At 42.8% G+C, this 26,615-nt stretch carries 27 protein-coding genes; 24 read left to right on the forward strand and 3 right to left on the reverse strand.

The annotated features are described in order from the left end of the window. Positions 1-46 precede the first annotated feature (46 nt). Both ACPW7J_RS06455 and ACPW7J_RS06460 read left to right on the forward strand, forming a co-directional pair. Positions 47-6,967 carry a VaFE repeat-containing surface-anchored protein gene (locus ACPW7J_RS06455; RefSeq protein WP_425757276.1) on the forward strand — a complete coding sequence of 2,307 codons (6,921 nt, stop codon included), beginning with the start codon at positions 47-49 and terminating at the stop codon, positions 6,965-6,967. 79 nt (positions 6,968-7,046) lie between these two features. Next, positions 7,047-7,718 carry a manganese catalase family protein gene (locus ACPW7J_RS06460; RefSeq protein WP_161873331.1) on the forward strand — a complete coding sequence of 224 codons (672 nt, stop codon included), beginning with the start codon at positions 7,047-7,049 and terminating at the stop codon, positions 7,716-7,718. Positions 7,719-7,796: 78 nt separating this feature from the next. On the opposite strand, the gene ACPW7J_RS06465 is transcribed toward ACPW7J_RS06460, so the two are convergent. Beyond that, entirely contained in the window at positions 7,797-8,888 is a 1,092-nt protein-coding gene (locus ACPW7J_RS06465) for a hypothetical protein (protein ID WP_425757278.1), read from the reverse strand. A 116-nt stretch (positions 8,889-9,004) separates the two neighbouring features. Here ACPW7J_RS06465 and ACPW7J_RS06470 point away from each other — a divergent pair, with 116 nt between their 5' ends. Genes ACPW7J_RS06470 through ACPW7J_RS06480 form a run of 3 tightly spaced genes read left to right on the forward strand, consistent with a single transcriptional unit; the run spans position 9,005 to position 11,410 of the window. Continuing rightward, positions 9,005-9,475 (forward strand): HD domain-containing protein, encoded by a 471-nt coding sequence (locus ACPW7J_RS06470; RefSeq protein WP_425757280.1) that lies wholly within the window; start codon positions 9,005-9,007, stop codon positions 9,473-9,475. Beyond that, a complete protein-coding gene (locus ACPW7J_RS06475) occupies positions 9,450-9,938 on the forward strand; it encodes a PH domain-containing protein (RefSeq protein ID WP_161873328.1) in 489 nt (162 codons plus the stop codon). Before ACPW7J_RS06470 ends, ACPW7J_RS06475 begins: the two co-directional genes overlap by 26 nt. Then, positions 9,935-11,410: a PH domain-containing protein gene (locus ACPW7J_RS06480; protein ID WP_425757282.1), complete on the forward strand. Its 1,476-nt coding sequence runs from the start codon at positions 9,935-9,937 to the stop codon at positions 11,408-11,410. The genes ACPW7J_RS06475 and ACPW7J_RS06480 overlap by 4 nt, the downstream gene beginning before the upstream one ends. 29 nt (positions 11,411-11,439) lie before the next feature. Here the strand turns inward: ACPW7J_RS06480 and ACPW7J_RS06485 are convergent, their stop codons facing one another. Next, positions 11,440-12,435 (reverse strand): ribonuclease H-like domain-containing protein, encoded by a 996-nt coding sequence (locus ACPW7J_RS06485; RefSeq protein ID WP_425757284.1) that lies wholly within the window; start codon positions 12,433-12,435, stop codon positions 11,440-11,442. A 266-nt stretch (positions 12,436-12,701) separates the two neighbouring features. Here ACPW7J_RS06485 and ACPW7J_RS06490 point away from each other — a divergent pair, with 266 nt between their 5' ends. Further along, positions 12,702-12,962, forward strand: coding sequence for a stage V sporulation protein S (locus ACPW7J_RS06490; RefSeq protein WP_161873325.1), 261 nt, complete (start codon positions 12,702-12,704; stop codon positions 12,960-12,962). Between the two features lie 595 nt (positions 12,963-13,557). Next, positions 13,558-14,124 carry an NUDIX hydrolase gene (locus ACPW7J_RS06495; RefSeq protein WP_161873324.1) on the forward strand — a complete coding sequence of 189 codons (567 nt, stop codon included), beginning with the start codon at positions 13,558-13,560 and terminating at the stop codon, positions 14,122-14,124. On the opposite strand, the gene ACPW7J_RS06500 is transcribed toward ACPW7J_RS06495, so the two are convergent. After that, positions 14,069-14,593: a stage II sporulation protein M gene (locus ACPW7J_RS06500; protein ID WP_161873323.1), complete on the reverse strand. Its 525-nt coding sequence runs from the start codon at positions 14,591-14,593 to the stop codon at positions 14,069-14,071. The genes ACPW7J_RS06495 and ACPW7J_RS06500 overlap by 56 nt on opposite strands. 77 nt (positions 14,594-14,670) lie before the next feature. On the opposite strand from ACPW7J_RS06500, the gene ACPW7J_RS06505 reads away from it, so the two are divergent. The 17 genes from ACPW7J_RS06505 to ACPW7J_RS06585 all read left to right on the forward strand — a co-directional run bounded on the left by ACPW7J_RS06505 (position 14,671) and on the right by ACPW7J_RS06585 (position 26,593). After that, on the forward strand, positions 14,671-15,561 hold the full coding sequence (locus ACPW7J_RS06505) for a site-specific tyrosine recombinase (RefSeq protein WP_161873322.1): 891 nt from the start codon (positions 14,671-14,673) through the stop codon (positions 15,559-15,561). 873 nt (positions 15,562-16,434) lie between these two features. Next, positions 16,435-16,782 (forward strand): 50S ribosomal protein L19, encoded by a 348-nt coding sequence (gene rplS / locus ACPW7J_RS06510; RefSeq protein WP_161873321.1) that lies wholly within the window; start codon positions 16,435-16,437, stop codon positions 16,780-16,782. A 293-nt stretch (positions 16,783-17,075) separates the two neighbouring features. Beyond that, positions 17,076-17,924, forward strand: a complete 849-nt coding sequence (ylqF, locus tag ACPW7J_RS06515) for a ribosome biogenesis GTPase YlqF (protein ID WP_425757286.1) — start codon at positions 17,076-17,078, stop codon at positions 17,922-17,924. Beyond that, positions 17,917-18,585 carry a ribonuclease HII gene (locus ACPW7J_RS06520; RefSeq protein WP_425757287.1) on the forward strand — a complete coding sequence of 223 codons (669 nt, stop codon included), beginning with the start codon at positions 17,917-17,919 and terminating at the stop codon, positions 18,583-18,585. The genes ylqF and ACPW7J_RS06520 overlap by 8 nt, the downstream gene beginning before the upstream one ends. 19 nt (positions 18,586-18,604) lie before the next feature. After that, positions 18,605-20,281 carry a formate--tetrahydrofolate ligase gene (locus tag ACPW7J_RS06525; protein ID WP_161873318.1) on the forward strand — a complete coding sequence of 559 codons (1,677 nt, stop codon included), beginning with the start codon at positions 18,605-18,607 and terminating at the stop codon, positions 20,279-20,281. A 129-nt stretch (positions 20,282-20,410) separates the two neighbouring features. Then, positions 20,411-20,836 carry an N-acetyltransferase gene (locus ACPW7J_RS06530; protein ID WP_425757289.1) on the forward strand — a complete coding sequence of 142 codons (426 nt, stop codon included), beginning with the start codon at positions 20,411-20,413 and terminating at the stop codon, positions 20,834-20,836. A 56-nt stretch (positions 20,837-20,892) separates the two neighbouring features. Further along, positions 20,893-21,525, forward strand: a complete 633-nt coding sequence (locus ACPW7J_RS06535; protein WP_425757291.1) for a cyclodeaminase/cyclohydrolase family protein — start codon at positions 20,893-20,895, stop codon at positions 21,523-21,525. A 9-nt stretch (positions 21,526-21,534) separates the two neighbouring features. Continuing rightward, positions 21,535-22,383, forward strand: a complete 849-nt coding sequence (locus tag ACPW7J_RS06540; protein ID WP_425757293.1) for a bifunctional 5,10-methylenetetrahydrofolate dehydrogenase/5,10-methenyltetrahydrofolate cyclohydrolase — start codon at positions 21,535-21,537, stop codon at positions 22,381-22,383. Positions 22,384-22,407: 24 nt separating this feature from the next. Further along, positions 22,408-22,551: a hypothetical protein gene (locus ACPW7J_RS06545; protein WP_425757295.1), complete on the forward strand. Its 144-nt coding sequence runs from the start codon at positions 22,408-22,410 to the stop codon at positions 22,549-22,551. Between the two features lie 228 nt (positions 22,552-22,779). Continuing rightward, on the forward strand, positions 22,780-23,070 hold the full coding sequence (locus ACPW7J_RS06550) for a sigma 54-interacting transcriptional regulator (RefSeq protein ID WP_425757297.1): 291 nt from the start codon (positions 22,780-22,782) through the stop codon (positions 23,068-23,070). A 262-nt stretch (positions 23,071-23,332) separates the two neighbouring features. After that, positions 23,333-23,695: a hypothetical protein gene (locus ACPW7J_RS06555; RefSeq protein WP_425757299.1), complete on the forward strand. Its 363-nt coding sequence runs from the start codon at positions 23,333-23,335 to the stop codon at positions 23,693-23,695. A 51-nt stretch (positions 23,696-23,746) separates the two neighbouring features. Beyond that, complete coding sequence (locus ACPW7J_RS06560; RefSeq protein WP_425757300.1) at positions 23,747-23,962, forward strand: TnpV protein; 216 nt, start codon at positions 23,747-23,749, stop codon at positions 23,960-23,962. 258 nt (positions 23,963-24,220) lie between these two features. After that, the gene (locus ACPW7J_RS06565) at positions 24,221-24,799 is read left to right on the forward strand and encodes a TetR/AcrR family transcriptional regulator (protein ID WP_161873313.1); all 579 of its coding nucleotides are present in this window, start codon (positions 24,221-24,223) and stop codon (positions 24,797-24,799) included. A gap of 14 nt (positions 24,800-24,813) precedes the next feature. Then, positions 24,814-25,203 (forward strand): MATE family efflux transporter, encoded by a 390-nt coding sequence (locus tag ACPW7J_RS06570; RefSeq protein ID WP_425757302.1) that lies wholly within the window; start codon positions 24,814-24,816, stop codon positions 25,201-25,203. Between the two features lie 68 nt (positions 25,204-25,271). Then, entirely contained in the window at positions 25,272-25,520 is a 249-nt protein-coding gene (locus ACPW7J_RS06575) for a polysaccharide biosynthesis C-terminal domain-containing protein (protein WP_425757304.1), read from the forward strand. After that, complete coding sequence (locus tag ACPW7J_RS06580; protein WP_425757306.1) at positions 25,487-26,182, forward strand: MATE family efflux transporter; 696 nt, start codon at positions 25,487-25,489, stop codon at positions 26,180-26,182. The genes ACPW7J_RS06575 and ACPW7J_RS06580 overlap by 34 nt, the downstream gene beginning before the upstream one ends. A gap of 12 nt (positions 26,183-26,194) precedes the next feature. After that, positions 26,195-26,593, forward strand: a complete 399-nt coding sequence (locus tag ACPW7J_RS06585) for a DUF4180 domain-containing protein (protein WP_425757307.1) — start codon at positions 26,195-26,197, stop codon at positions 26,591-26,593. Positions 26,594-26,615: the final 22 nt, after the last annotated feature.

The following is a 26,615-nucleotide window of genomic DNA, read 5'->3' on the forward strand; positions in this document are numbered from 1 at the left end:
ATGTGTCTTTTTATATAGATTTAAATATGTTGATGGAGGGAAAGTTATGCTAAGAAGAATGTCAAATTGGCTGAAACGTTTTTGTATTGTTTTTCTGGTCGTGATATTGCTTATGACAATGATGCCAGTTTTGAATGGTATGGACACAGTTTATGGAGCGACTATAGGAACGTTTCATTATGGTAGTAAAGTTGTAGATGCGAAAGGAAGGTGTTATCATTGGAAAAAATCCATGTCAGCCCCAGCTTATTGGTGGGATGCAGATGGAAATAGGATAATAGATCATGCAGCGACTTTTGAATCTGCAGATGCGGGGATGGAACGTTATCAGATTAAAACCGGAGGCAGAACAATAAATGGCTATTGTGTAGCACACGGGATTAGGGTGGATACCACCACTCGATTATCGGCAGAAGACTCTTTAGAGGATTGGGCGCATACTGCCAGCTATCCTGAATCGTCAAGGAAAGGCATTGAGTATGCGCTTGCCTATGGTTATCAGGATGGACGAGGAATTAAAAAGCTAGAGAGCAAAGGATTCGAAGATAGTCGTTGGTATGAGAAACACGCTGACGAATACACGGATGGTGATTATTACATTGCAACTCAGATTATAATCTGGGAATATCAGCAGCTTATCCGTACAGATTCTATAGATGGAGGTCATGGACGAAAAGCCAACGGATTGGTAGATGCAAACCATTATTATGATGTAATAAAGGGGCGTGCAGCACAGGATATATATGATTATATAGTGGACTGCATTAAGAAGCATCAAAAGATAGCAGGTTTTGCGTATAAGACTAAAAAAGAGTGTGAGAAAAAGTCCAGAGGATATACCATGAGAAAAAATCCTGACGGTACGTATTCTCTTACTCTGACAGATAGAAGTAAAATCAATGCGGATATTGAAGCGTCAGGCTTATCTAAAGAAAAATGGACAATTGACCGTGAGGGAAATAAATACACATTTACTTATAAAGGGCAGTTAACCCAAGAGGGCACTGTCTTTAAATTTTCTAAAAAGCATCCGTTAATCGATTCTTATAAGGGAGGAGATATGTTGATTTGGTCCTGGTCTTCAGCAGGAAGCTTACGACAGGCTGTTGCGACAGGAGTGAAATCAGATCCAATACCGATGTATATTAAGTTTCAAAAAGGATCTTTTTCAGAATTTGGCGATGATGAACCCCAGGGAGAGCGTCCGAAGCCGGAGTTTTTTCCTACTTTCCAGTTTCCTGTAGAGAAGGAGGATTTAAATCCAGGTTGGGATGGTGATAATCATACAGGTATGGGAGATGCGTCCTTGGCATCTACTTTTACATTATTTCGTTCTATCAACGATGGAGACTGGGAGGAGGTGGATGCAGTTACACTGGATGAATACGGTAACAGGCAAGTTCTTTCTGACCAGCCGTGGCTTGAAGATAAGGATTTTATAGAGAACGAGTCAGGCGCATATGAACATTTTGTCGACGCAAAAGAGCTGCATTGTGTTGTGCGCCCGGAGAAAATAACATGGTCCGGCAGGATTAAATATAAGGTGGTAGAAACCAGGCCTACGGGGAGATTTATTGAGCCTGACAGTGGTGTTAGAGATACTTATGAAGCGGAATATGAGGCGGAAACCCGTAATTGTCGGAAGTGTATTGATGAAGATGAGCAATGGTCTTCTATAGTATATACTTTGCGTTATAACGATGATAAGATAAAGGAAACATTGACTGGCAGACTCGGTGAGAATGGTATCGATGAGAATGGAGAGTATTCGTTCGGTGCAATGACGTTTGTAAACGACTGCTATAGAGGCAGACTGTTCATAAGCAAATCTAATGAATCCGAGGATGTATTTAATGAAGAAGGTAATTCAGGGGGACAGGAAAAAAGCAGGGAAAGCAAATGGAAAATACGTTTAAATTCAGGAGGTTGGGAGGAACACCCGTATATTCGCTTTGCAGATGAGGGATTGACGGAATCGGGAACACGTAAATACCGCGTGGTTCGAGATGGCACAGGAATAGATAATGCAGTTTTGGATTTAGTTGTGGGGACGAACGGGTGTATTTATGTCTACGATATGCCGTACGGATTGTATACCGTGGAAGAAGTTGCAGCTGATGATGAGAGCTTTGTTTTAGAATCTTTTGAACAAATGATTGATGAACATGCAAGCGTATATGAGCCGGATAACCCATCTAAAGATCCACGATATGATTGGAACTTGCGTAATAAGAAGAAGGAGAATGTGCTAAAGGTAATAAAGACTGATGCACAGACAGGTAAACCGGTAGCGTTGAAAGGGACGAAGTTCTATATTCGGTATATGGGAAATCATTTGTTGGAGGATCCTTCAAAGAGTGAAAATTACGGCCGACTGCTGCCTAATGCTTCTGATATGAATTCTACAGGAAAGGATTATACTTTTCAGTGCAATGCAAACGGTGAAATCGTATTACCGTATGATTTGAAGTTTGGAACTTATCGTATCGAGGAATTTTTGTTGCCAGACGGATATTTTGTTGGAGTTTATGATAAGGAAGGCCATCCCCATAACGCGGACTTTGGTATATCAAAAGAATACGGTATGGACGATGATGGCAAAGCAAAAACTGAAAGTGGCTGGGAAAGTCTATACGATAATGATCCGGAAAATGATATTTTAGCTGTCTATGATAAAGACGGCCAAAAGATTCAATATAAAGCAGGGGATGTGTTTAATTTTTATACTTTTAAGGTGGAAAAACAAGCCGGCCATATGCATGGAAACGCCTATACTAAGTATTATAAGGCTGTGTCTATGGCAAATAACCCGGTAAAAGGTAAAATTCAGATAGCAAAGCAGGGAGAAACTTTTGCAGGATTTGAAAAGAAAGAGAAAAATGGTTACATAATTTGGTCTCCTAAATATATATGGAGCAAACTGAAGGATGCGGTTTTCGGCATCTATGCTGCTATTGATACATGGTTAAATGATGGAACAGATGGGGCGGGGTTGTATGATAGTAATTCGAAAAAACCGCTGAAGATTCCCGTAGAAAAGAGTACACACAGTGGTATTGATGGTAAAGGCTCTATTTATGATGAGGGAATTCTTCATCACAGTAGCGGAGCAAAGGTATATTTTAAAAAGGAGAGAGATATTTCTGCTGACAATCATTATACACGGATATATGCAACGCCGGAGCAAAGACCTGCCAGCTATGCGTATACCGTTGAAAAAGAGGAGAAAGGATTGAAATACCGTTATGACGTAAGCGTACAAATGCGGTACAGCGCTGGAGGATATAACTATACGGATATCAGTGTGACGAAAGCAACTAGCGTTGCGGAAGGATTTGCCCCGGAAATTCCAACGACAGAGGCTACCTGCTCAGTAGGCAATCGAAGCTATAGTCCTGCTGTCAATGTGGCTGATGATAAAGGCAATCTTTTCGATATTAATAAACGAGTGCAAGTGTATGAGGCGGACGGTTCTCCAATATATGATATGGATGGTGAACTGATTGCTGATTTAGGAGGTATTGACGCAAAACGATATGTTGTCAGAGATTATAGCTTTTATCAACTGACGGAAGACGACGTGAAAAAAGAACAAAGAACAGATGATAAGGGTGAGATAATTACCAAAACGGCTTTTGAATGGAAAAACGGCGTAGAATTGGTGAACCCGTCGATGGAAGGCAGGGCAGTTAAGGTATTAAAGAACAATAGATATCAGGTTTTAACAGAAAACTTCGATTGGGTGGACTGTGATGTATCAGGCATTCCATTTTCACAGTATCAGATACCAGAGGGCTGGACGGAGCTTCCTTATATTCCACAGGTTGAAATAGAGGAAGATGAAGTAAATATTACTAATGTGCACTATGCAATTGTAACAAAGACCGAAGATGATAAGATTAAATATAAAGTGCTGTTGGATGACCAAAAAACCTGGCAGGATTGTCAGGCGAATGGCAATTTTAAAAAAATGATGATAGAGACTTATGAAACCAGTTATACGCAACAGGGCGGCAATGAGGTAGGATTTACTTTTCAATTAGATGGTTTTACGGTTTCCTCACAAGCACAGCTTACTGGTGCGGCCACTACAGTCATAGAAACGCCTTTTGATGTAGAACCGGAAATTTCTATGGGAATTGGCTACCAACAAAGAACAGAGGGAAATGTAACTACCTTTAGCGCGATAGAACCCTCAGCGCCAGTGTATTTTTTGAGTGAAGACGGAATAAAGACCGAGATGTATTATTTTGGTAATCGAACAAAAACGTTGTTGACAATTCCCATGAAGGCGGTAGAAGGGAATTTTGAGTCAGTAATACCGAAGATCATCTTTACCAGGACTGGAGAAGAAATTGACTGGTTCAGTCCGTTGACGCCAGATAAACCTGTATTAAAACGGGAGGCAGCTTTTGGAAATACAGTAACGGCTATAAGACATGAGGGGAATAAAACAGATGACGTCTATTTTACCATAGAGATCATCAGCGATCAAACCATGAAAGATGGTGACGGTCCATTTGAAATTACTTATCCGGACGGATATACAGGAAAAATTTATACTGCGGAATCTGAGACAGGAAATCATGTAGGTGTTTTAGTTTTGGATGGTGTCTGCAAAACTTCCGCAGCAGCATTATCTGATCTGGTAGATGTGATTACAACTGATGAGAATGGGACGGCGACATCAAAGGAACTTCCACTTGGTAAATATATCGTCCGTGAGCTTTCTGCACCGGAAGGTTATGTAGCGGATACAGAGAGAGTATGGGAAGCAGAATTGAAATACAAGGACCAGTATACTCCTCTGGTTTGGGATAATCTAAAGGCAAGGAATACTTCGGTGAAGGTGGAACTGGATTTATCAAAGGTATTTGAGACGGGCTACCAAACGGGAACATATAGTCCGGGCAGTGGAGCAGTGTTTGGCTTGTATAATGCGGAGCAGATTACCTATGGGAAGGAAAAGCTAGCAGCAGATACTTTAATGGATGTTTTAGAAGTGAATGCGGAAGGGAAGGCTCTGGCGGAGGTAAAGCTTCCGTCGGGAATTTATTATGTGAAGGAATTGGAGACCCGACCTGGATATCGTTTAAACAATATACCTTTTTATTTTGCTGCGAAGGATACTGATAAATCAAAACCGTTATATATCAGTAAGGATGAAGATGGAGAGGATAATGACGGCATGACTGCAAAGGCGGTGATGGATGGATTTGGAAAGGCGAGAATTACTATTGAAACACTGCACCGCTATCCGGAAGCAGAGATAATCGTAAATGGGAAAACGTATACTTTGGATCATGATATAAAAGAAGGGAATATTACAGTAAAAATACATGAGGATATGTCCAGAGCAGTTGTAATAGTCACAGAGAAGAAGCCGGTTGAAATGACTCTACCGAATGGAAAGGTATTGTGCCTAGAAGTGAAAGGCAACACCTATCGTTACCATTATGACAGCATGGACGGAACATATATTCCCAAGGCGATGTATACCGGTTATTGTGCTACCTATGATATAGACGGTAAAAAGAATTCTGATGACAGATTTTTTACGCTTTCGGCAGCAGATAAGCTTTCGACTATGAGGCTAGAGCTCGTACGCAAAGATGGCAGTATCGGAGAAAAGGAGGATTTCTATGTTAAAGTAAATTTATCAAAGGGACAGTTAGTTGAGGCAGTCCTAGGCAAAGAAAAACTTGACGTTTCCGCATTAAGAGAAACAGAGATCTGTGTAAAAAAGGGGAATGAGCTTAAGCTGAATGCGGACGATGGATCTATTTATCTGATATCGATAAAGAAGGATGGAGTTATGCAAATCAGTGTGGGTAATGTGCTTACAGGAAAACTGACAGAATCGGACGGGTCTGCGCTGTCAGTTGACGGTAGAGATAGAACCAATGATTTACAAGTGTTCAAGAGCGTTACTATGGCCAGACAAGATAGTTCAGCCGAGAGTGTGCAGGTTAAGATTAACAGTCTGGATGATATCAATGCAGAGGATATTAAAAATGATATGATAGAAACGCCGTCTAAACCAGATGTACCGCATAGACAGGAGCCATCTATCAAAACATCTGTAATGGATATGAATACGAAAGAACATATCGTGAGCGTCGGAAGTGAGGTGACGTTGATTGACAAAGTCAGCTACAGAGGCCTTATACCAGGTGAAACGTATGTATTAAGAGGAAAATTGATGGAACGTGAAACGGGACAGACGATGAAGAACGGAGATAAGCCTATTACGGCTGAAACTAGTTTCACCGCTGAGAAAACTGCTGGTATCGTCGATGTATTTTTTTCCTTTAACGGCTTAGATTTTGCCGGGAAAACAGGTGTAGTTTTCGAGGAATTGTATTTAATGATTGACAGGGATCAGGATGGTGTTCCTGATACAGTTCAGGATAAGCCTTGCGCATCTCATACGCAGTTGAAGGATGAGAATCAGACGGTATATTTTCCAAAGGTATGTACAACAGCATCTCACGATACAGTTGGGACTGTTGAAGATGTAGTTAAGTACAGCAATTTGATTCCTCAAAAACGTTATACCGTAAAAGGTACTTTGATGGATAAAGCGACGGGAAGACCGGTTGTAATTGACGGAAAAGTTGTACGAGGAGAAAAAACCTTTGTTCCAGAAACCTCTGATGGACAAGTGACAATGAGATTTGACATAGATGAATTTGCAGTCAATGATTTTACGGGTGTAGTTTTTGAGAAGCTATATTTGGGAGAGGTATTGATCGCAAGTCATGAAGATTTTCATGATAAGGAACAAACGGTAGAGTTTGAACAGGAGGATACCTTGACAAAGGGAATCATGGTGGTAAAGCCTGACAGTAAGCAATTTCCGAAGACTGGTGATGACGGGGAGATTGTGAGTTGGATGTTGTTGGCGGCAGCAACGGTATCGGTACTGATGCGAGTCTTCGTGAAAAAAAGAAGAAATAGAATTTAGATAGATAGCCTTCTTTTTAAACTTTTTGCATATTAAACGTCAAAAAGCAGATATTAAGAAAAAAGAAGGGAGAGTCAGTATGTTCAAACATGAAAAGAATTTGTTTCATCCGGTAGCAGTGGAACGACCAAATCCGCAGTATGCCGTACTATTGCAGGAGCAGTTGGGCGGCGGAAATGGAGAATTAAAGGCTGCTATGCAGTATATGTCACAGAGCTTTAGAATTAAGGATCCAGAAATAAAGGATTTGTTTATGGATATTGCAGCAGAGGAATTGAGTCATATGGAGATGGTTGCTCAGACAATCAGTCTTTTGAATGGACACGATGTAGATGCAGAGAAGGTTGGCGCGGGAGAAATCCAGTCCCATGTTATTCTGGGTTTGAATCCGGGATTGATCAATTCGTCCGGATATTCCTGGACAGCGGACTACGTTACTGTAACTGGAGATTTGTGTGCGGATCTTTTATCCAATATTGCGTCAGAGCAACGTGCAAAAGTAGTTTATGAGTATCTTTACAGACAGATTGAAGATAAGAAGGTTAAAGAAACTATCGATTTTCTGTTGAATCGTGAAGAGGCGCATAATGCAATGTTTCGCGAGGCATTTAATAAGGTGCAGGATACCGGTTCAAACCATGATTTTGGAACGACAGAAGCAGCTCGCTTCTATGCGGATTTGTCGTCTCCATCTCCGGCAGGGACACCATTTCCTAACGTTGATGTGAACCCGCCGTCATTTAATATGTAGTACAGTTTTAAAAAAAAGATACCCGCATCTGGCAGCGCCAGATGCGGGTTTTTATCTGTCCGGAACGGAATAGCAAGTTTATTTTACAGGTATCTGCATCCAGTTTCCATAGAGCATTTCATTTCGTGATTTTTTGTATGCGCGGATACGTAAGTATTGACAATTGGCAGCCTTAGCTGTTTTTACTTTGGTCGATGAGGTTTTTCCTGAGGCAACTGTTTTTTTAGCTGCTATTTTAGAAAAGGAATGATCCGCAGCAGTCTGTATTTCATAGCCAGAGCACAATGTGTCAGATTTCCATTTTACGGCGATCGATTTTTTGTCTTTACTGCGAATTGCAGAGGTTAGATTTACTTTCCCGGGATAAATATAAACTCGGATATTCCATTGGCCCCGTGAAGTTTCCCGAGTAGAATCTACAGTAACCGAGATAACTGCGATACCCTCTCCTTTAATGCTACACAGACCTGTTTTACTGTCGACGGTCAGCAACCGGGAGCTGGAAGTACGGAATACAGCGTTGCAATTAACGGGAAGACTTTCGATAGCATAGAACGGCGCGTCGTTGAATTCCTTTTGCAAGGTTTCAGGAACATTTAAAACAGGCGGCTTTTTTTCGCGGAAACAGGCTTGGATTGTCTGTGTCTTTTTTGGAACCTTATATACATCCAACGTCTCCATGATCTTGTAGCGAGTAGTGCCGTAGAGGGCTTTTAGCGTTGCTTTTATAGTAGCCTTGTAATGAGATTTCGTTACATTTTTAAATCGAGGATCGGAATAGGAGATCACGCTATCATAGAACCGAGCGCCTTTAATTGTAATGCGAATTACATCAACGCGCTGCTTGTCAAGTATTAGAGTACGGCCTTGGGAATCGCGAAAACCATCAAAGTACCAACCCTCAGAAGGCTCCGCAATCAGACATCGTTCAGGTAAAATTGCAAAACGGTAAGCGATATTTTCCGCCAGACACGCTTTGTCATATGTGTCGCTGCCATTAAAAAAGAAATTTCCTTTTTGATTGTAGTTCCAGTAGAGCCGACCATGGCCGGATTGCTGCAGCTTAACAGTATAGGTGAAAGGATTTGCGGCAAAGCTGCCGGACGGCGTCAGGCACGTCAGGATCAACGTTGCAATAAGAAATAATGTTGTTATATGTTTGTGTTTCATAGTACACCTCCGTTATGTCTTTTATTTTGGTAAATGGAAGTAAATGGTAAGGATATTATAGCTTGATTCTATGGGAAAAACAATGTAAACTATATGACATGAACAGATTATTAAAATTGCAAGTAAGTTTATTGGAGGTCATTGACCAACAGGAAGGAAAAGTTTTTGAGAGGGATGAAACACTGGATTGGGAACGGCTTCATATGGCGTCCTCAGCAAGATGTGCGTGGCTGTTAGCCCTGGAGCGGGGCGTTGATCCAGAGTTGGCGGCGTGCGCCGCCTCAGTTCATGATTTCGGGCGCATTTTGACGGGAAAGCAGAAGGAACATGCAGAGGCCGGATACGAGTCTGTTAAAGTTTTCTTGAAAGAAACACAGTTGTTTACAGAGGAGGAAATTGACATTATTTCTATGGCTGTGAAGCGCCATAGCCTGAAAACAGAGACAGGAACGCCTATAGAGGAAATTGTCAAGGACGCGGATGTAATTGATTGCTATCAATACGGATATCCCTTTGATCGACCGGAGAAAAAAGAACGGTATGAGGAATGGAGGCATAGATATGGAATATCAGCAGCCAGACGTTAGAGCAATGAAAAGCTGGCGTATCGGCAGGCTAATCAGCTTTGCTGTATTTGCGATCATTGCCGCAGTGGTTATTTTGATTATATGGTGTACCGGCTGGTCGTCCTGGTGGCGATATATTATCATCGGCGGCGCTGTACTTATGGCTGTTGTTCAGGGCGTTGCCGCCTGCATACTGCCCCAAATAGAATACCGCCAATGGGGATACCTGATTGAGGAGGATAAGGTTGTGATCCGGCACGGCATTTTTTTCATTAAAAAAACAATTGTGCCTATTATCCGAATACAGAATATAACCATGTCCCAAGGCCCTATAGACCGGAGACTGGGACTTTATAAGCTGAAGCTGTCATTAGCCAGCGGCAGCTTTGAGATTGTAGGACTCAATCAGGAAACGGCAGAGGCAATCAGCGAAAATTTAAAATCACGGCTGTATGCGCGGGTTCGTGAGAAAGGAGTCTTATGATGATTTTCGGACCTAAACGCGGGCATATCCTTTTTATCTTTGAAACTTTTTTCAAGGACTTCGGACCTCTATTTGTGGCGCTGATTATAGGGGCTATTCGCGGAGACATGAGCATTATCTATGAGAATGGAGCAGTCATGGTTATCGTACTGTTAGGTCCAGTAGGGAGAACAATTCAATATCTCTGTACTCGGTATTCTATTGACGAGGAACGTCTGCTGGTTCAGAGCGGATGGCTGAAGAAGCAGACGCTGGAAATTCCTTTGTCAACGATTACGACAGTAGACTTTTCGCAGAATATATTACACCAGATCTTTAAAGCCTATAGGCTCAATATAGATAATGCCAGTAATATAGGAGACCAAGAAACTAAGGTAAAAATGACCTTTGGAAAAGAGGATGCCTTTGCAGTCAGAGAACTTTTGCTGGCAGGCAGAAGGGGGCTGGATGGATTTAATTTAGCGGATGAGGATGTGATTCCCCAACCACAGGAGGGCAGAACGGTGAGGATTAAAGCAGGCGATCTGCTGCTTTTGGGCGCCCTGAAATCCAAAGGAGTCTTCGCTGCTGAGCTGTTTGGTATTGTTACAACTGCCGGAGCGATGTTTAATATGAACATGGCGGAGTGGATGATAGAGGATGGCATTGACGGATTGGTCATGCGCCAGGGCATTACCATAGTTTTGCTGATATTGATTGCTGCGGTATTTGTTCTAGCGATTATTTGCGGTATGATTGGGAGTTTTATTCGTTATTACGGATTTTCCATTGCAGATAACGGTCAGGCGATTAAAATTGAATATGGTTTGCTGACGAAGAAACGATATACTATCCAGAAAAACAGAATCAGTGGATTTGCGTATCAGCAGTCGTTGTTTATGAGATTGTTTCATCAGGGAACGCTGCAGCTTTTCGCTATAGGTTATGGAGATTCGGGAGGGGAAGAAGCCAGCGAAGAACCAATTTTATTTCCTTTGATAAGGGAGGACAGGGTAAGGCAGGAAATTGCGCGGATTCTACCAGAAATGGAAGAAAAGAAGGATTATTACCGGACACCAAGGGGAAGTCTGCATTATTTTTTCTATGGGTTTGGTTTTTTTCTTTCGGTGATATTGCTGGGTGTAAGTGTTTGGCTATCTTTAACAAAGGGTTTCTGTCAGGGTCTTTGGATCATCGGACTGTTGATTTTTGCATACAGTGTGTGTGGAAGAATACTGGAATATAAACATGCCGCTATGTATGCTGGAGATGAAAATTTTTCTATGGTAAACGGAGGATTTAAAATGAATACGATCTTTGTGAAAACAAGCCATATGGAAAATGTTGAATCGACTGCCAGCGTGTGGAAAGCTCGTAAAGGTATTACTACTGTAATGGCCGGATATATCGCTCCATTGGGAAGCTCTAACATGACAGTAAAAAACATGCCGGAATCAGCGTTTGAAGAAGCCAGAAACCGCTTGATATATTGATCTAATACAAAGTGAAAAATGCCTACCGGTCAACATTTCGGCAGGCAGATTGTCTCAAAAAAGGCTTTTAGAAAGCAATTGATTTCCATATAATTGATAAGGCCGTGATCCTGTGTGATGAGATATCCGTTGACTACCGACGGATATTTTTCTATTTCGCGGATCGTTTCTTCTCCCAGAATTGCAAGCGCGTCCAGATATAGAGCGCCTACTTCACTTTGACCGGGAATCTGCAGCTCAAAGCTGCGGCTGGCTCGATTCATGATCAGCGTATAGGGTTTGGCGTCGGTAGGAAAAGAAATGAAATCTATTGGGCTGGTAAGCTGCAATCCCGTCACATGAAGATCATGGCCATGCAGAACAGTTTTTTGAATCCAATAATCTCCGGCGAGAAATCCTTGCTTGTACATAGCGCGGTGGAAATCAGTTTTAGCGATGATCGGAAGCAGACGGTAAAGTTGGATTACGTCATCGTGATTGTGAAGAAGAATGCGTCGTTCCAGGTCAAAGGTGTGAGCAGCCATATATCTCTCGTAGAGCGCTACGCTTTCTCCGCCGGAAATTTCGTCATCCCGTCCGTCTGACAGGCCGCAGAATTGCTCCAGACTTTTTTGTTTTAAGCTGGGCAGTACTTGACGTAAAGGGGAGTGGCTGCTGACTACTTGATATAGATCCAGATTATATGTGGGATGAAAGACAAGTCCATGTTTTTTTGCCCGTTTCTCCACAAAGGGTATATCAAAATGACGTCCGTTATAAGTGATGATATAGTCTACCTGACTCAAAGTTTGCAATGTCGCTTCAAGAAGTATTTTTTCATCGTCAGGTTGGTCTGCGAAATACTGAATTACTTGGGCAGTGGTTCCGTCTATAAGCAAGATCCCAGATAAAATCACCTTACAATAGACAGGGGAAAGCCCTGTGGTCTCAATATCAAAGACAGCAAAAGGACGTTCGCCGAAGTATTGTTTCATAAGCCGGGAATCGAAAACTTGTATTGATAGGGTATCTGTTATTTTTTTCATATCGTACCTCTTGACAAAATGTAGAAAACAAAATAGACCGCAAGGGGTGCAGTCTACTTTGTTCAAAAGGGGTATTGGGATTAGAGATTAATGAGGTTATCAGGGGGATAACCACAATTGCATTATAGCTGATTTAGTCGAAAAATGCAAGTGAAAATCGAAAAAAAAAGAAAAAGAGTATTTTTTGTTGTACGATTGTGCACCTTTTTGTGAATAAAAACAAGTATAATAGAGAAAACAAAACATTTCTAAGGGAGGAAAACAGTATGGAAATATTAAAAGTTTCAGCTAAGTCGAATCCGAATTCGGTAGCAGGTGCTTTAGCAGGTGTCTTAAGGGAAAAGGGAGGTGCGGAGATCCAGGCCATTGGCGCGGGAGCGTTGAATCAGGCGGTCAAAGCGACAGCCATTGCCAGAGGTTTTGTTGCACCCAGCGGTATCGATCTTGTGTGTGTTCCGGCATTTACCGATATAGAGATCGAGGGAGAGGAAAGAACGGCTATTAAGCTCATAGTCGAACCACGATGAAAATGTGATATGATTTATTGACGATAAGCGGGAAACCCAGCCAGAGTTTCTCTGTACAATACCAGCCACGCGGTAAACGCGTGGTTTTGTTTTATACAAAAGCCGGGCAAGATAGATCCCTTGTCCGGCGTTACCTTTTTCGTACCTATGTAACCCTTTCATCTTTAGAAGAATGCCCTATTTTGTTCTAAAATAGGTCCCATGGTGCGGATTCTAAGGCTGCAATACCACAAGCCGCACTATTTTGCATCAAAACTTTCCAAATGGTGCGCTTTTAACAAGAATAGCAATAAAAAATTCCTTTATCGGAATTTAATGAGCATAAATGCGTGCTGCGACGTTGTTGTGAATCTGCCATGAATTAGACGTAATCGTGAAAATGAGCACCATGACCCTTGTTTCTGATGAATTTGGGGCGGATGTCCATTTTCGCCAGAAAAAATCCGCACCATTAGACCTAAAAACAACAAAAATGTCGAATTTAGTTCTGGAATTAAAGCATTTTGGAATTTGGCTTGTTTTTCTTGCGTTGATTATGGTATCCAGATATGGTTTATGGTATAATGTTTAAAAATGCATTAGGGGGAATAGAATAATGACGTTTGAGGAAAAGACCGTAAGCTCGGAAAGAATATATGAAGGTAAAATTATCAATGTCAGAAGGGATCAGGTAACGGTAGAAAATGGTTTATCCTATCGTGAGATTGTGGAGCACAGCGGAGGCAGCGTTATAGCGGCTTTGACAGATGATGGACAAATGATTATGGTACGCCAGTATAGGAAACCGGCGGAAAGAGTCATGCTGGAGGTTCCGGCCGGTAAGATCGATCCGGGAGAGAAGCCTTTTGATGCAGCAGTTCGAGAGCTTGCAGAGGAAACCGGTTATCGTGCGGAGCATGTAGAACTGATGACCCGGATGTATCCTTCGGTAGGATATGCAGAAGAAGTACTGTATTTGTATTTGGCTACCGGGCTGACACCGGGCGAGACATGCTTTGATGAAAATGAAGCGATTGATATCGAAAAATATTCTGTGAATCGGTTGTATGATATGGTCATGTCAGGAGAAATAGAGGACGGTAAGTCTCAGGTAGCAATCTTGATGGTCAAAGCACGCTTTGAAGCAGGACGGCTTCAAGGATACTGGAAACAGCCAGAGTGATGAAACAGAATAGGTAACCGCGAATGCACGGAAAAAGATTGTGGCGAAGCTTCATCGGCTGCTGGTAGTTTTCTTTGACGACGCGCGCAGTTTCATAGGCTATAAGTATCAAAGCCATGTAAGCCGGGATTTTAAACATTCCGCGCGGCAGCAGGGCGGCTAATAAAATGCCGAAAGCCTTATCTGTACCGCTGGATAGAATGTAGGCGGCAGAAAAACCTAACGAAAAGGTTTTCCCTATGGCCAGAAAAGCTACAGCAGGCATAAGTATTACAGTGCACGCGAAGATCATGGCAGCTAAAACTGTAAGGATATCACTTTTTAAATAAGCGCTTATGGCTGCCGAAAGTGACGGAAGATCAGTAGACAGCTGAAGATGAGCTGGTGAAGCTAAAATTTCGGTAAAGATGCCGGCGGAAAAACTGATAACGATGATCAGGGCAGCAGGCAGCAGATATTTCTTGTTCATAGACAACCTCCTCATTGAAGGATATGCAGGCAGGTATGGATTATGACTAATAGATGGACAGACAGAGAGGGACTTGTATGGAATTGAATGATTTTTTGGAGTATCTGAGGGAAGAAAGAAAGGCCTCAACGAATACATGTGAAGCGTACAGGAGGGATATGGAGGCGTTTGGAAGATTTCTTGCAGGCAGAGAAGTTTTTGATGCCCATCAGGCTTCCAGTGCAGATGTGGCAGCGTATTTGATGGAATTGAAAAGTGAGGGGCGTTCCAGATCTACAGCTAATCGGAAACTGTCATCGATCAGAACTTATTATAAGTATCTAATAAAAAAGGGCGTGGTTTTTACTAATCCGACAGAAGATATTAAATCGCCTCGTATTGAGCGAAAGGATCTGGACTATCTGACGATAGAGGAAGTCGAAAAACTGCTTCTCGCGCCAGACGATTCGATCAAAGGATTTCGTGACAGAGCGATTTTGGAGGTTCTTTACGCTACAGGCATCAGAGTCAGCGAAATTATAGAATTGAAGCTGAGGGATGTAAATCTGCGTATGGGATTTCTGACCTTAAACGGCGCGCATGGCAAGGCTAGAATTGTACCGATGGGTTCTATGGCAAGAAGGGCGCTGGATAATTATATTCTGAATAGCAGACCAGCGTTAATGCGGGAGGGATCGCCAGACGATCCGGAAAGTATTCTTTTTGTTAATTATATGGGCGAGGCATTTTCGCGACAGGGATTTTGGAAGCTGATGAAGCAGTATGGCAGACAGGTGGGACTGGAGGATCGGCTGACTCCGCATATTTTGCGAACCTCTTTTGCAGTACATATGGTGCAGAACGGAGCGGATTTGAAATCTCTGCAGGAATTGATGGGGCATGAGGATATTATGGCGACCCAGATTTATCTGTCCGTCACAAAGAATCGTATTAAAGATGTATATGATAAAACCCATCCGAGGGCGTAAAAAGAAATTGCTTATACTCTCTCAGCGTTCTTTTTAGAAGACGCCATCAGGAAAAGTCGTGCCTGCATCAAATTATTTACGATAGTGCAGCATATAGGCGGATAATATTGGTAATCGGATTTGCATTCCGGAATTATTACAAGTCTTAACAGAGATATAAATGGCGCTCAGAGTACAGTGATTTCTAAATGGGGTGAGGTAGTTTCTATCTTTTAGGATACCGTAGATAGGCAGGATTAGACAATAAGCAAACCTTTACAGAACTGGACAAACGCACGAAAACAGAACTTTATGCCGTAAACTGCCTACGATAGATATGATGCGCGCAGGTATTTGCTTGTTTTTGGAGGTAAGTTGCGTGCACCCGCTAAAAGACGCAGATTTTTGCTTACTTTTTTTCAGGATGTTGCGCGAATCAAGAAATTGTACAAGATATTTTGTTATTTTTGGTAAAATACGGTAATAAAATAACGGAATTTGGTATATGATTGGACAGGTCGCGCAACAAACAACGAAAAGATTTCAAAAAAACTGCGTTTTTTAATGGACTAACGCAATATACAACAAAAAGATGATAAAAAGCTGCGCGGCGGCTTCTATAATCTTGTTCTGAGATTAGGATTGCTGCGATAGGGTTCTTTTCAGATATGTTTTTGTGGTGATTAACAGTCTAACAGATTCTATCGCCTTTTTCTAGGGGCAAGGTGTCCCAATCAATTGTAACTCTACAATTTACTGTGATAGGTTGTGAAAAAATTGCTTGCATAAGCTTGTACCATGTGGTATAATCTTCATGTTGTAATTACGGGCGGTCCTCTGTACGCAAAAAAATGAGCGGCAAGAACGTCTTGGAGGGAAGGAGGATACGATACAATGAACATTTTAGATTCAGTTGCACAGGATTATCTCAAAAAAGAAGTCCCTGCTTTTAACGTAGGTGACACTGTTAAAGTCCACGTTAAAATTAAAGAAGGAAACAGAGAAAGAATTCAGATCTTTGAAGGCTTCGTTCTGAAGAGGCAGAACGGCGGTATCGCTGAGACTTTCACTGTAAGAAGAATTGCTTCTGGCGTTGGTGTAGAAAAAACATTCCCGATTCATTCACCATGGGTTGAAAAGATCGAGGTGATTAAGAAGGGTCGTGTTAGAAGAGCCAGATTGCACTACATGCGTGGTAGAACTGGTAAATCAGCCAAGATCAAGAGCAAAGACGTTAGATAGTCTTTCGAGAGGAACCGATGTGGTTCCTCTTTTGAATTTTTGCAGAGTATGGTATAATGTCTACACACGGTGATTGGCGAGCTGGAGGCGTGACAGGTCTCATGTCAGGAGTGCAGGAGCTTTGCTCCGTGGCGCTCTACGACTTGGCGAACATATTTTTATTCGTTTTTTTCGCCGTAATGGGTAATATAATTTTGTGATTTTCGCTATAAAACGAAAAACAAATAACCACAATGTGGGAAAAAGATGGTATACTGAAACAGTGGCTGAAAGAAAAAAGAAGGAAAATAAATATGATAGATAATATTAACTGGTATCCTGGCCATATGAAAAAAACCAGGGAGTTGATTCAGGAGAACTTGAAAATGGTAGATTTGGTTATCGAAGTGATCGATGCCAGAATTCCCATTTCCAGTAGAAATCCTATTATTGACGAACTGGTGCAGAGCAAGAAAAGAATCATTATACTCAACAAAAGCGATCTCTCAGACCGGTCTGAGAACGATGCGTGGGCGGACTATTTTAAGAGCGTCGGAAATCTAGTTGTTACGATGAACTGTATGAGTGGCGGTGGTGTAAACCAGTTGTATAAGGCGCTCGATAAAGAACAAAATGAGAAAAATGCCGGGCGTCCGATCAAGAAACCCCTTCGCATGATGATCGTAGGTGTTCCTAATGTGGGAAAATCCTCCTTAATAAATCGTATGACAGGAAAAAGAAGTGCACAGACCGGTGACAGACCAGGTGTAACAAAAGGAAAGCAGTGGCTTTCATTGAAAAACGGCATGCAGCTTTTGGACACGCCGGGTATTCTCTGGCCTAAGTTTGAAGATCCTAAAGCAGGGTTGAATCTTGCTTTTTGCGGCAGTATTAAGGATGAAATTCTGGATACTGCGACGTTGGCGATGGAGTTGATCGGAATTCTGTCAGAAGAATACTCGGATTTACTGATGGAACGGTATAAATTAGAAGAAATTTCCGATATGCCACTTTCTACGATGGAGGATATTGCCATGAAGAGAGGATTTATTCTGCCAGGCAAGAGAATTGATTATGAACGATGCGCCCGAACTGTGCTGGATGAGTTTCGCAGTGGGAAAATTGGTCATATCACGCTTGAAAGGCGGGAGAATTATGACTAAGGCGGAGCGGAAGGAATACTTGAAGAATAGACTTCAGGAAATGCAGCAGTATGAAAAGATGCTGCGAACAAAGGGATTTCAGTATATTGCCGGTGTAGATGAGGTCGGCAGAGGACCGCTGGCAGGTCCTGTTGTAGCTGCCGCGGTGGTGCTGCCGGAGGATTTTGATGTATTGGGCGTAGATGATTCTAAGAAGCTGTCAGAGAAAAAGAGGGAGCAGCTTTACGATGAGATCATAGATAAAGCCCTTTGCTGGGGAATCGGCCGCCAGGATCATTTTGTCATAGATCAAGTAAACATTTTGCAAGCCACAAAGCTGGCCATGGCGGAGGCCATTGAAAACGCTGGACAGATGCTCTTTGACCGGATCGAGAAGGACGTTGATTTTGTCCTCTTTGACGCCATGCAGATTGACGCGGTGAAAAAGCCGCAGATGTCTTTAATCAAAGGAGACAGTAAAAGTGTGTCTATCGCTGCGGCATCTATTTTGGCCAAGGTAACGAGGGACCGTGAAATGGTGGCGTTGGATCAAAAGTATCCAGGCTATGGTTTTGCCAGCAATAAGGGATATGGTACAAAAGCCCACTACGAGGGCATACATAAAAATGGTATAACGCCCGTCCACAGACGGAGCTTTTTAAAAAATTTAGATGTAAAATGATGAAAAGGAGAACAAAAAGATGGAGTTCAAAAGTGATATCCAGATCGCACAGGAAGTAGAGATGTCCAATATCAGAGAAATCGCTGCTGCAGCCGGTATCGATGAAAAGTATTTGGAGTTGTATGGCAATTTTAAGGCTAAGGTGGACTACAATATGCTGGATGAGATGAAGGATACGCCGGATGGCAAGTTGATTTTGGTAACCGCGATTTCACCGACCCCGGCAGGAGAAGGGAAGACGACGACTTCTGTCGGTCTTGCGGACGCGCTTCATAAAAAGGGCGTTAATGTTATGACTGCTCTGAGAGAGCCTTCCTTAGGCCCGGTTTTCGGCGTGAAAGGAGGCGCGGCAGGCGGCGGTTACGCGCAGGTGGTTCCGATGGAGGATATCAATCTGCATTTTACAGGAGATTTTCATGCAATCGGCGCGGCTAACAACTTGATTGCGGCCATGCTGGATAATCATATTCAACAGGGAAATGATTTGGGAATCGATCCGAGAAGAATTACCTGGAAACGGGCTGTGGATATGAACGACCGTCAGCTTCGTCACATCGTAGACGGTATGGGTGGCAAAATGAGCGGCGTTCCCAGAGAAGATGGGTTTGAGATTACAGTAGCTAGTGAAATTATGGCGGTTATGTGTCTTGCGAGGGATATTGATGATTTGAAGGAAAAACTGGCCAGCATTATCGTCGGATATACATATGAGGATAAACCGGTGACCGTGCGCGATCTTAAAGCACAGGGGGCTGCCGCGGCGCTTTTGAAGGATGCTCTGAAGCCGAATCTGGTACAGACTTTAGAAAAAACGCCTGCATTTGTTCATTGCGGTCCCTTTGCCAACATTGCACATGGCTGCAATTCCATTATGGCCACCAGAATGGCGTTGAAATTAGCAGATTATGTTGTAACTGAAGCAGGTTTTGCCGCTGATCTCGGAGCTGAGAAGTTTGTGGATATTAAATGTCGTAAGGCTGGTTTAACTCCGTCTGCCTGTGTTATCGTTGCGACTGTGAAAGCGTTGAAGTATCACGGCGGCGTTGCAAAGGCTGATTTAGCTGAGGAGAATCTTGAAGCGCTGGAAAAAGGTTTGCCGAATTTGCTGCAGCATGTAGAGAATGTAACAAAACATTTCGGTCTTCCTTGCGTCGTTGCAATCAATGAATTCCCGACTGATACTCCTGCAGAACTCAAAATGGTAGAAGATAAATGCAAGGAATTGGGTGTAAATGTGGTTTTGTCACAGGTATGGGGCAAAGGAGGAGAAGGCGGCCTAGCTTTAGCTGATGAAGTTCTGCGTCTCTGTGAAACGGAAAATCACTTCCAGTTTGTATATCCGCTGGATGTGCCTATTCGTGAAAAGATAGAAATGATTGCAAAGAAAATTTACAGAGCTGACGGCGTAATTTTCGAGGGAAATGCGCAGAAGCAGCTGAAACAGCTGGAAACTCTGGGCTTTAATGATGTCCCTGTTTGTATGGCAAAGACACAGTTCAGCTTTTCTGATAATCCGTCTTTGCTTGGCGCGCCGAGAGGATTCCATATTACTGTGACTGATTTGAAAATCGACGCTGGAGCTGGGTTTATTGTTGCAAAGACCGGAAATATTATGACTATGCCGGGATTGCCGAAAGTACCGGCCGCTGAAAAAATCGATGTAGACAGTACAGGGAAGATTACTGGCTTATTCTAATTGGTTATAGACGCCGCCGCGCACGACATTGTTGTTTTGCGCGGCGTTTTCTTTTAAACCGTCATTGACAGAGAAGTGTTGCTGCTGGTAAAATGTAGAGAGTATTTTATGCTGCGAGGTGATGGACTGATGATTAGAAAATTTGAACCGTGGGATATTGATGATGTAATGGAAATATGGCTTTATGCCAACCTTGAAGCGCATGATTTTATAGATGGAACATATTTCGAGAATGCCTGTGAAATGGTGAGATCTCTGATTCCATCCTCAGAGGTTTATGTGTACGAAGAAGACAGCAATGTGACAGGCTTTATTGGTTTGGAGGAAGGTTTTGTCCAAGGCTTGTTTGTAAAGCCTGGCAGGCAGAGACATGGCATTGGTCAGGCGCTGTTAGAACAGGTAAAGTCGAATCGGGATGTTTTGATGCTGAAGGTTTATCGAAAAAATGAAAAGGCGATCAGTTTTTACCGGCGTGAGGGATTTGATGTGGCTGAGCTGGAAGTAGAGGAGGCTACAGGAGAAACAGAAATCACGATGAAATGGTACAGAGCATAGAATGGTTGTGCGGCGGGACGAACCCGCCTCTATTTTTTGGAAGGAGTGTGCAAAAAATGAAATTTGTTGATAAAACCTGTACGGAATTTGTATCGGTGCTGGCGAGCAAAGCGCCTGTGCCGGGCGGCGGCGGCGCGTCGGCGCTGGTGGGCGCACTGGGAACAGCCCTGGGAAGTATGGTGGGATCGCTGACCGTAGGCAAGAAAAAGTATGCAGCCGTAGAGGAAGATATCAAAGGTCTGATGAAACAGGCGGAAGTTCTGCAGGCGGAGCTGCTTGCCCTTGTGGAAAAGGACGCGGAGGTTTTCGCGCCCCTTGCGGCGGCTTATGGCATGCCGAAAGAAACGGAAGAAGAAAAGGCGGAGAAGGCTCGAGTCATGGAGCTTGTGCTGAAGGATGCATGCAGCGTACCTCTGGAAATTATGGAAAAATGCTGCCAGGCGATCGATCTGCACAGGGAATTCGCGGAAAAGGGCAGCGTTCTTGCCGTTAGCGATGCCGGTGTCGGCGTAATTTTTGCCAAAGCAGCCCTGCAGGGCGCGTCACTGAACGTCTTTATCAATACAGGCTCGATGCAGGACAGAGCATACGCAGAAACGCTCAATGAGAAAGCTGAGAGGATGCTGATGGAATATACAGTAGCCGCCGACGAGGTGTACGCGAAGGTGTACAGTCAGCTAAAGAAATAGGGGGAAAAGATGGAAAAATTACTAAAAGGAAAGCCAGTGGCGGACGCCATTGACGAAGGGCTGATTGCAAAGATGCCGAGGTTTTATGAGAAGGGCGTGGTACCGACCCTTGCGATCGTTCGCGTGGGGGAAAACGGAAGCGATATCGCCTATGAAAACGGCGCTGTGAAAAAGGCAAAGAAGATCGGCGTACAGACAGAAAAATTCATCTGTGATGGGAAGATAGAGGAAGCGGATCTCATTGCGGTCATAGAATCCATCAATCAGAATCCGGAAATCCATGGTATGCTGCTTCTGCAGCCTTTGCCAAGGCACGTCGATAGCGAGAAGGTACGAAATGCAATCGCGTCGGAAAAGGATATGGACTGCGTTTCTAATGGCGCGCTGGGCAGATTTTTTACCGGGGAGAGCGCTTTCGCGCCGTGTACAGCGGAAAGCTGCATTGAAATTTTGAAATATTACGATGTAGATTTACGCGGAAAGCGGGCGGTGGTCATCGGCAGAAGCATGGTCATCGGAAAGCCTGTCAGTCTGATGCTTCTGAAGGAAAATGCGACGGTAACCGTCTGCCACACAAAGACCAGACCGGAGGATCTAAAGAATCTTTGTAAAGAGGCGGATGTGATCGTAGTCGCCGCCGGCGCTGCAGGGACTTTCACAGATGAGATGATCAGTCCCGGTCAGGTGATTGTGGATGTAGGCATCAACTTTAACGAGGAAGGAAAAATGGTCGGCGATGTGTCGGTCTGTGAGGATGCCCGGGTGTGGCTGACCCCTGTGCCGGGCGGCGTAGGCAGCGTGACGACCAGTCTTTTGATGAAACATGTCGTGGAAGCGGCAGAACAAAGCATGCTTTAGTCCTGCAGGAGGAACCTTTGTGCAATGAGTGGATTGATTGATAAACTGAACCAGATTATGCAAATCGATAATACCAAATATGATGGTGTACTGATTGTAAATAAACATGGCATTGTGGAGTACAGCACATGGTTTGGCAGAATGTCTAATGCAGTCATTCCCGACTGAACCAGATCCATTGTCGGAGAGCATCTGACGAATTAGTATGAGGATCTGTCAGAGGAGAACAGTACTGTTTTCCAGACGCTGAGGACTGGAAAGATGTCCATCGATGAACCCCAGAAGCTGACCTGGAAAAACTATCAGATGGTACTGCGCGGCATCACGTATCCCATTGTGGAGAACGGGGTGATTTTGGGCGCTGCCAATGTTGCGTAGCTTCTTTATCTGCAGAATTTGAAGACTTCAGAATATCTGAAACAGAAGCTTTATGTCACAGATGATATTATCACGCAGAACAAGAAAATGCTGGAAATGAAAGCGATGATACTGGAGGTCAGCAACAGTGATTCGCCGGTGCTGATTTATGGTGAAACAGGAACAGGAAAAGAGCTGGTTGCGGAATCAATTCATGCAGAGGGAAAGCGGCGTACCGGAAATTTTATTACACAGAACTGTGCTGCAATTCCATCCCATCTTCTTGAAAGCATGTTTTTTGGTACAGAAAAAGGAGGATTTGTACTATAGTTGCAGAGCGGCTTTCCATCTCTCCGCAGAAGCTGCAGTACAGACTGAAGAAGCTGGGTATCGCTAATAAAAAATTTTGAATAAATAAAAATATTTTTATAAATAAAGATTTTTTCATCGAAAAAAGTGCGGCCGCAATTTTTGATGAATACTGAAAACGCTTGAAATTCAGGCGTTTTTTTATTGTCCTTTTTTAAATGAACGGATTGGCACGCCCTTTGCGATAGTATAGTGCAAAGACTGAAGGAGGGAGTGAAAGAATTTGAAAAAGCCATTACCAGGCAAAGTGGACATCATCGACGTGACCCTGCGGGATGGATTTCAGCACGAGGAAATGTTCGTGCCCACAGAGGCGAAGCTCTGGATCGCAGAGCAGCTGGTGGAAGCGGGATTTCGGCGCATTGAGGTCGGCACGTTCAGTCATATCAAATATGTACCCCAGTTTAAGGATATTCTGGAGGTATTGAAAGGGCTTCCGAAAAGAGAGGACGTGGAGTATACCGTCCATGCGCTCAACACGAAAGCCTGTGAGCGTGTAGCTGCAGCCCTTGAAGAAGGCGTTCAGATTGACCGCGTACTGTGCGGACAGCTGGCAACCAGCGAGGCATATGCCCGTAAGATGTAGGACGGATTTTGCGGACATTCAAAATAAAAAAGAATGTGGAGGTAACAGACAATGGCAAAGATGATTTTTGAGGAACTGGGCGGCAAATACGAAAGGCAAGATGACTATTTAATTCCATGTATAGCTTTACCCGCCGAGGAAGAACAGCCGATAGGCATATGGGGGCAACGGCATCTGGACTATCTGAAGCAGTACCGCAGGGTTACATACACTAATCTTCTCACAAGTGGCAAACTCAACGCTTATCTTGCCGACATTGATAGGTAGGCGCAGGGCATAACGGAACGCCTAAAGGAAGAAAACGCCTTAAAATGGGTACAACACTTAAATAACATAAAAGGGAGATTGTGAACGAGGAAATCATTTTCGCATAGGCAACAGGCGGCAGAGGGTAAAAGCTCTGCTGTTTTTTGATTTAGTCATATGATAGCGTATTTTGAAAATATTTCTTGACGTTTACTGGTATAGGGTGTATCATATCTATGACTAAAATGGTATTTTAAGTCATATAAGGGAGAAAACTATATGGCAAGAAGTTTTACAGAACGAGAAAAAGAAAACATCAAAAGAAGTTTGCAGGAAGCCTGCAAGCAGAGTTGGACACAGTATGGTTATAAGAAAACAAGTGTTGATGACCTTTGTAAACAGGTAGGAATCTCAAAAGGGGCGTTTTATATTTTTTTTGAATCGAAAGAAGCTCTTTTTTGTGAAGTGTTGTGTTCTGTGCAAGAACAAATCTGCAATGTGGCATCGGAGGTAATCAATAAACACAAAGATAAGTATGGTGTTGCTGAAGCCTTAAAGCTCATTTATCGGGAATATGATAAAAACAATTTTTTGTACAATTCGGACAGTACGGATTTTACAATTTTGATGAACAAGTTATCAGAAGAACAGGCAGAAAAAATTGAAGAATCCAATCATATGAGCCAACAACTTTTTTTGAGCCAGCCGTATTTGAAATTCAAGATTAATGCGGATTTGGCGATGTCAGTTATTTACTCTTTAATTATGAATATCAAAAATAGGGACATTCTTCCGCACAATCACATGGAAACCTTTGACTTTATGGTTGACCATTTGATTGACAGTTTGTATGAATAGCAGGAGGTAGAAAAATGCAAAAGAAAGAAAACAGAGGTCAGCCTATGGTATTGACTTCGGGAAGTATAAAGAAACAGTTAGTGTTGTTTTCTATTCCCATTTTTTTAGGGGCTTTATTGCAACAGCTTTATAATGTTATTGATGCGGTTGTTGCGGGGCGTTTGGTGAATGAAGATGCGTTGTCCGCAATCGGTGTATCTGTTCCGATTTATCTACTGTTTGTTTCCGTTATTTTGGGTTTGGCTATTGGTATCACGATACTTCTTGCCCAATTCTTTGGTGCAAAGCAGTTTGAACAGATTAAAAGCTTAATTTCCACAATGTCTATTTTTTTATTGGTTTTAGGTTTAATGATGGCGTTTTGCGGGGCAATTTTAGCAAAGCCGTTGTTACAGATTACCTAGACTCCTGCCGAGCTTTTAGAGCCTGCGTCGGCATATTTAAGAATGGTATTTTAGGGATTCCGTTTTCAATGCTGTATAATATGCTCGGTGCAGTTATGAGAAGTTTTGGCGAAACAAAAATGCCGTTATATGCTCTGGTTGTATCATACATTATCAACTCAGTACTTAATATCGTTTTTATTATAAATGGCGGGGGCGTCATTGGGATTGCGGCATCTACAATTATTGCACAGGCAATCTCTCTGGCGTATATTTGTTGGTTCAATTCCGAAAAAAATTCCCGATGGCAGTTCCAAAGCGTAGTGAGTTTGTTTTAGACAAGAAATTATTAGTGATTTCCTTAAAAATCTGTACGCCAATTATTATACAACAACTGGCAGTTTTTCTCGGTATGCTGATTGTGCAGGGTTTTATCAATGGATTAGGAAATGCAAGCATCGGTGGAATGACAGCGGCAAGCCGAATTGAAGCATTTATTTTGCTGCCTATTCAGGCACTCGGAAATGCTTTGAGCATTTTTGCGGGGCAAAATATCGGAGCAAATGAAAAAGACCGTATGAAGCAAGGCACACGGTTTGGCATAACGCTTTCAATCGCTATCACAGCTTTGCTTTCCATGATTCTGTTGTTTTGGGGAAAAGGAATATTGGGATTAATTATCGGCGATAACGAGGAAATGATATTAAGCGGTTATAGCTATTTCCATGTCTGCCTATGGTTCTATCCGATAAATGCTTTGATATACGGATTGGGCGGCGTACTTTCTGGTGTTGGGGATACACTGATTGCAGGGATTCATTCACTGGCATCCATACTCGTGAAATTGTTTGTCACTGTATTGCTGATAGGAAAATTGGGACTTCTCTCGATTGCTATCGCTTCTTGTCTGGGATGGTGCGTGGCAAATGTTATTGTAGTTATGAGATACAAGGGGAATAAGTGGCAGTCAAAAGCCGTTGTTAACATGATTCAAAATTGATGGAGGTAGAAAATGAAAACAGAAGTTATAAAGAAAAATAATATAGAGGTTGCAGTTGTGAGCAGTGATGAACTGCTGATTACAGATGTCCAGTCGGCATTAGACTTGATTATGACAGTAAAATACGAAACGGGCTGCACAAATATTGCTGTAAACAAGGGAGCTATTGTAAACGATTTCTTTGTCTTGAGTACTTGTCTGGCAGGAGAAATATTACAGAAATTCATCAACTATGGTGTGAGATTTGCCATATACGGCGATTTTTCAAAATATACCAGTAAGCCGTTAAGGGATTTTATGTATGAGAGCAATAAAGGAAAGGATATTTACTTTCAGCCTACCGCTTCTCTTGCTGTTGACAAACTTTCTGGATGTGCTAAGAACAAAAAAAGAGACAGTTATGAACGCTGATTTGCAGGAGGTAACACATGGA

It is taken from the genome of Ihubacter sp. rT4E-8, assembly GCF_049852125.1.
Taxonomy (GTDB): Bacteria; Bacillota; Clostridia; order Peptostreptococcales; family Anaerovoracaceae; genus Senimuribacter.

What these genes read in the sequence shown, in the direction of transcription:
- ACPW7J_RS06455 (WP_425757276.1), top strand. Translation starts at nt 47, where the DNA reads ATGCTAAGAAGAATGTCAAATTGGCTGAAACGTTTTTGTATTGTTTTT.
- ACPW7J_RS06460 (WP_161873331.1), top strand. Translation starts at nt 7,047, where the DNA reads ATGTTCAAACATGAAAAGAATTTGTTTCATCCGGTAGCAGTGGAACGA.
- ACPW7J_RS06465 (WP_425757278.1), bottom strand. Translation starts at nt 8,888, where the DNA reads ATGAAACACAAACATATAACAACATTATTTCTTATTGCAACGTTGATC.
- ACPW7J_RS06475 (WP_161873328.1), top strand. Translation starts at nt 9,450, where the DNA reads ATGGAATATCAGCAGCCAGACGTTAGAGCAATGAAAAGCTGGCGTATC.
- ACPW7J_RS06480 (WP_425757282.1), top strand. Translation starts at nt 9,935, where the DNA reads ATGATGATTTTCGGACCTAAACGCGGGCATATCCTTTTTATCTTTGAA.
- ACPW7J_RS06485 (WP_425757284.1), bottom strand. Translation starts at nt 12,435, where the DNA reads ATGAAAAAAATAACAGATACCCTATCAATACAAGTTTTCGATTCCCGG.
- ACPW7J_RS06490 (WP_161873325.1), top strand. Translation starts at nt 12,702, where the DNA reads ATGGAAATATTAAAAGTTTCAGCTAAGTCGAATCCGAATTCGGTAGCA.
- ACPW7J_RS06495 (WP_161873324.1), top strand. Translation starts at nt 13,558, where the DNA reads ATGACGTTTGAGGAAAAGACCGTAAGCTCGGAAAGAATATATGAAGGT.
- ACPW7J_RS06500 (WP_161873323.1), bottom strand. Translation starts at nt 14,593, where the DNA reads ATGAACAAGAAATATCTGCTGCCTGCTGCCCTGATCATCGTTATCAGT.
- ACPW7J_RS06505 (WP_161873322.1), top strand. Translation starts at nt 14,671, where the DNA reads ATGGAATTGAATGATTTTTTGGAGTATCTGAGGGAAGAAAGAAAGGCC.
- rplS (WP_161873321.1), top strand. Translation starts at nt 16,435, where the DNA reads ATGAACATTTTAGATTCAGTTGCACAGGATTATCTCAAAAAAGAAGTC.
- ylqF (WP_425757286.1), top strand. Translation starts at nt 17,076, where the DNA reads ATGATAGATAATATTAACTGGTATCCTGGCCATATGAAAAAAACCAGG.
- ACPW7J_RS06520 (WP_425757287.1), top strand. Translation starts at nt 17,917, where the DNA reads ATGACTAAGGCGGAGCGGAAGGAATACTTGAAGAATAGACTTCAGGAA.
- ACPW7J_RS06525 (WP_161873318.1), top strand. Translation starts at nt 18,605, where the DNA reads ATGGAGTTCAAAAGTGATATCCAGATCGCACAGGAAGTAGAGATGTCC.
- ACPW7J_RS06530 (WP_425757289.1), top strand. Translation starts at nt 20,411, where the DNA reads ATGATTAGAAAATTTGAACCGTGGGATATTGATGATGTAATGGAAATA.
- ACPW7J_RS06535 (WP_425757291.1), top strand. Translation starts at nt 20,893, where the DNA reads ATGAAATTTGTTGATAAAACCTGTACGGAATTTGTATCGGTGCTGGCG.
- ACPW7J_RS06540 (WP_425757293.1), top strand. Translation starts at nt 21,535, where the DNA reads ATGGAAAAATTACTAAAAGGAAAGCCAGTGGCGGACGCCATTGACGAA.
- ACPW7J_RS06545 (WP_425757295.1), top strand. Translation starts at nt 22,408, where the DNA reads ATGAGTGGATTGATTGATAAACTGAACCAGATTATGCAAATCGATAAT.
- ACPW7J_RS06560 (WP_425757300.1), top strand. Translation starts at nt 23,747, where the DNA reads ATGGCAAAGATGATTTTTGAGGAACTGGGCGGCAAATACGAAAGGCAA.
- ACPW7J_RS06565 (WP_161873313.1), top strand. Translation starts at nt 24,221, where the DNA reads ATGGCAAGAAGTTTTACAGAACGAGAAAAAGAAAACATCAAAAGAAGT.
- ACPW7J_RS06570 (WP_425757302.1), top strand. Translation starts at nt 24,814, where the DNA reads ATGCAAAAGAAAGAAAACAGAGGTCAGCCTATGGTATTGACTTCGGGA.
- ACPW7J_RS06575 (WP_425757304.1), top strand. Translation starts at nt 25,272, where the DNA reads ATGCTGTATAATATGCTCGGTGCAGTTATGAGAAGTTTTGGCGAAACA.
- ACPW7J_RS06580 (WP_425757306.1), top strand. Translation starts at nt 25,487, where the DNA reads ATGGCAGTTCCAAAGCGTAGTGAGTTTGTTTTAGACAAGAAATTATTA.
- ACPW7J_RS06585 (WP_425757307.1), top strand. Translation starts at nt 26,195, where the DNA reads ATGAAAACAGAAGTTATAAAGAAAAATAATATAGAGGTTGCAGTTGTG.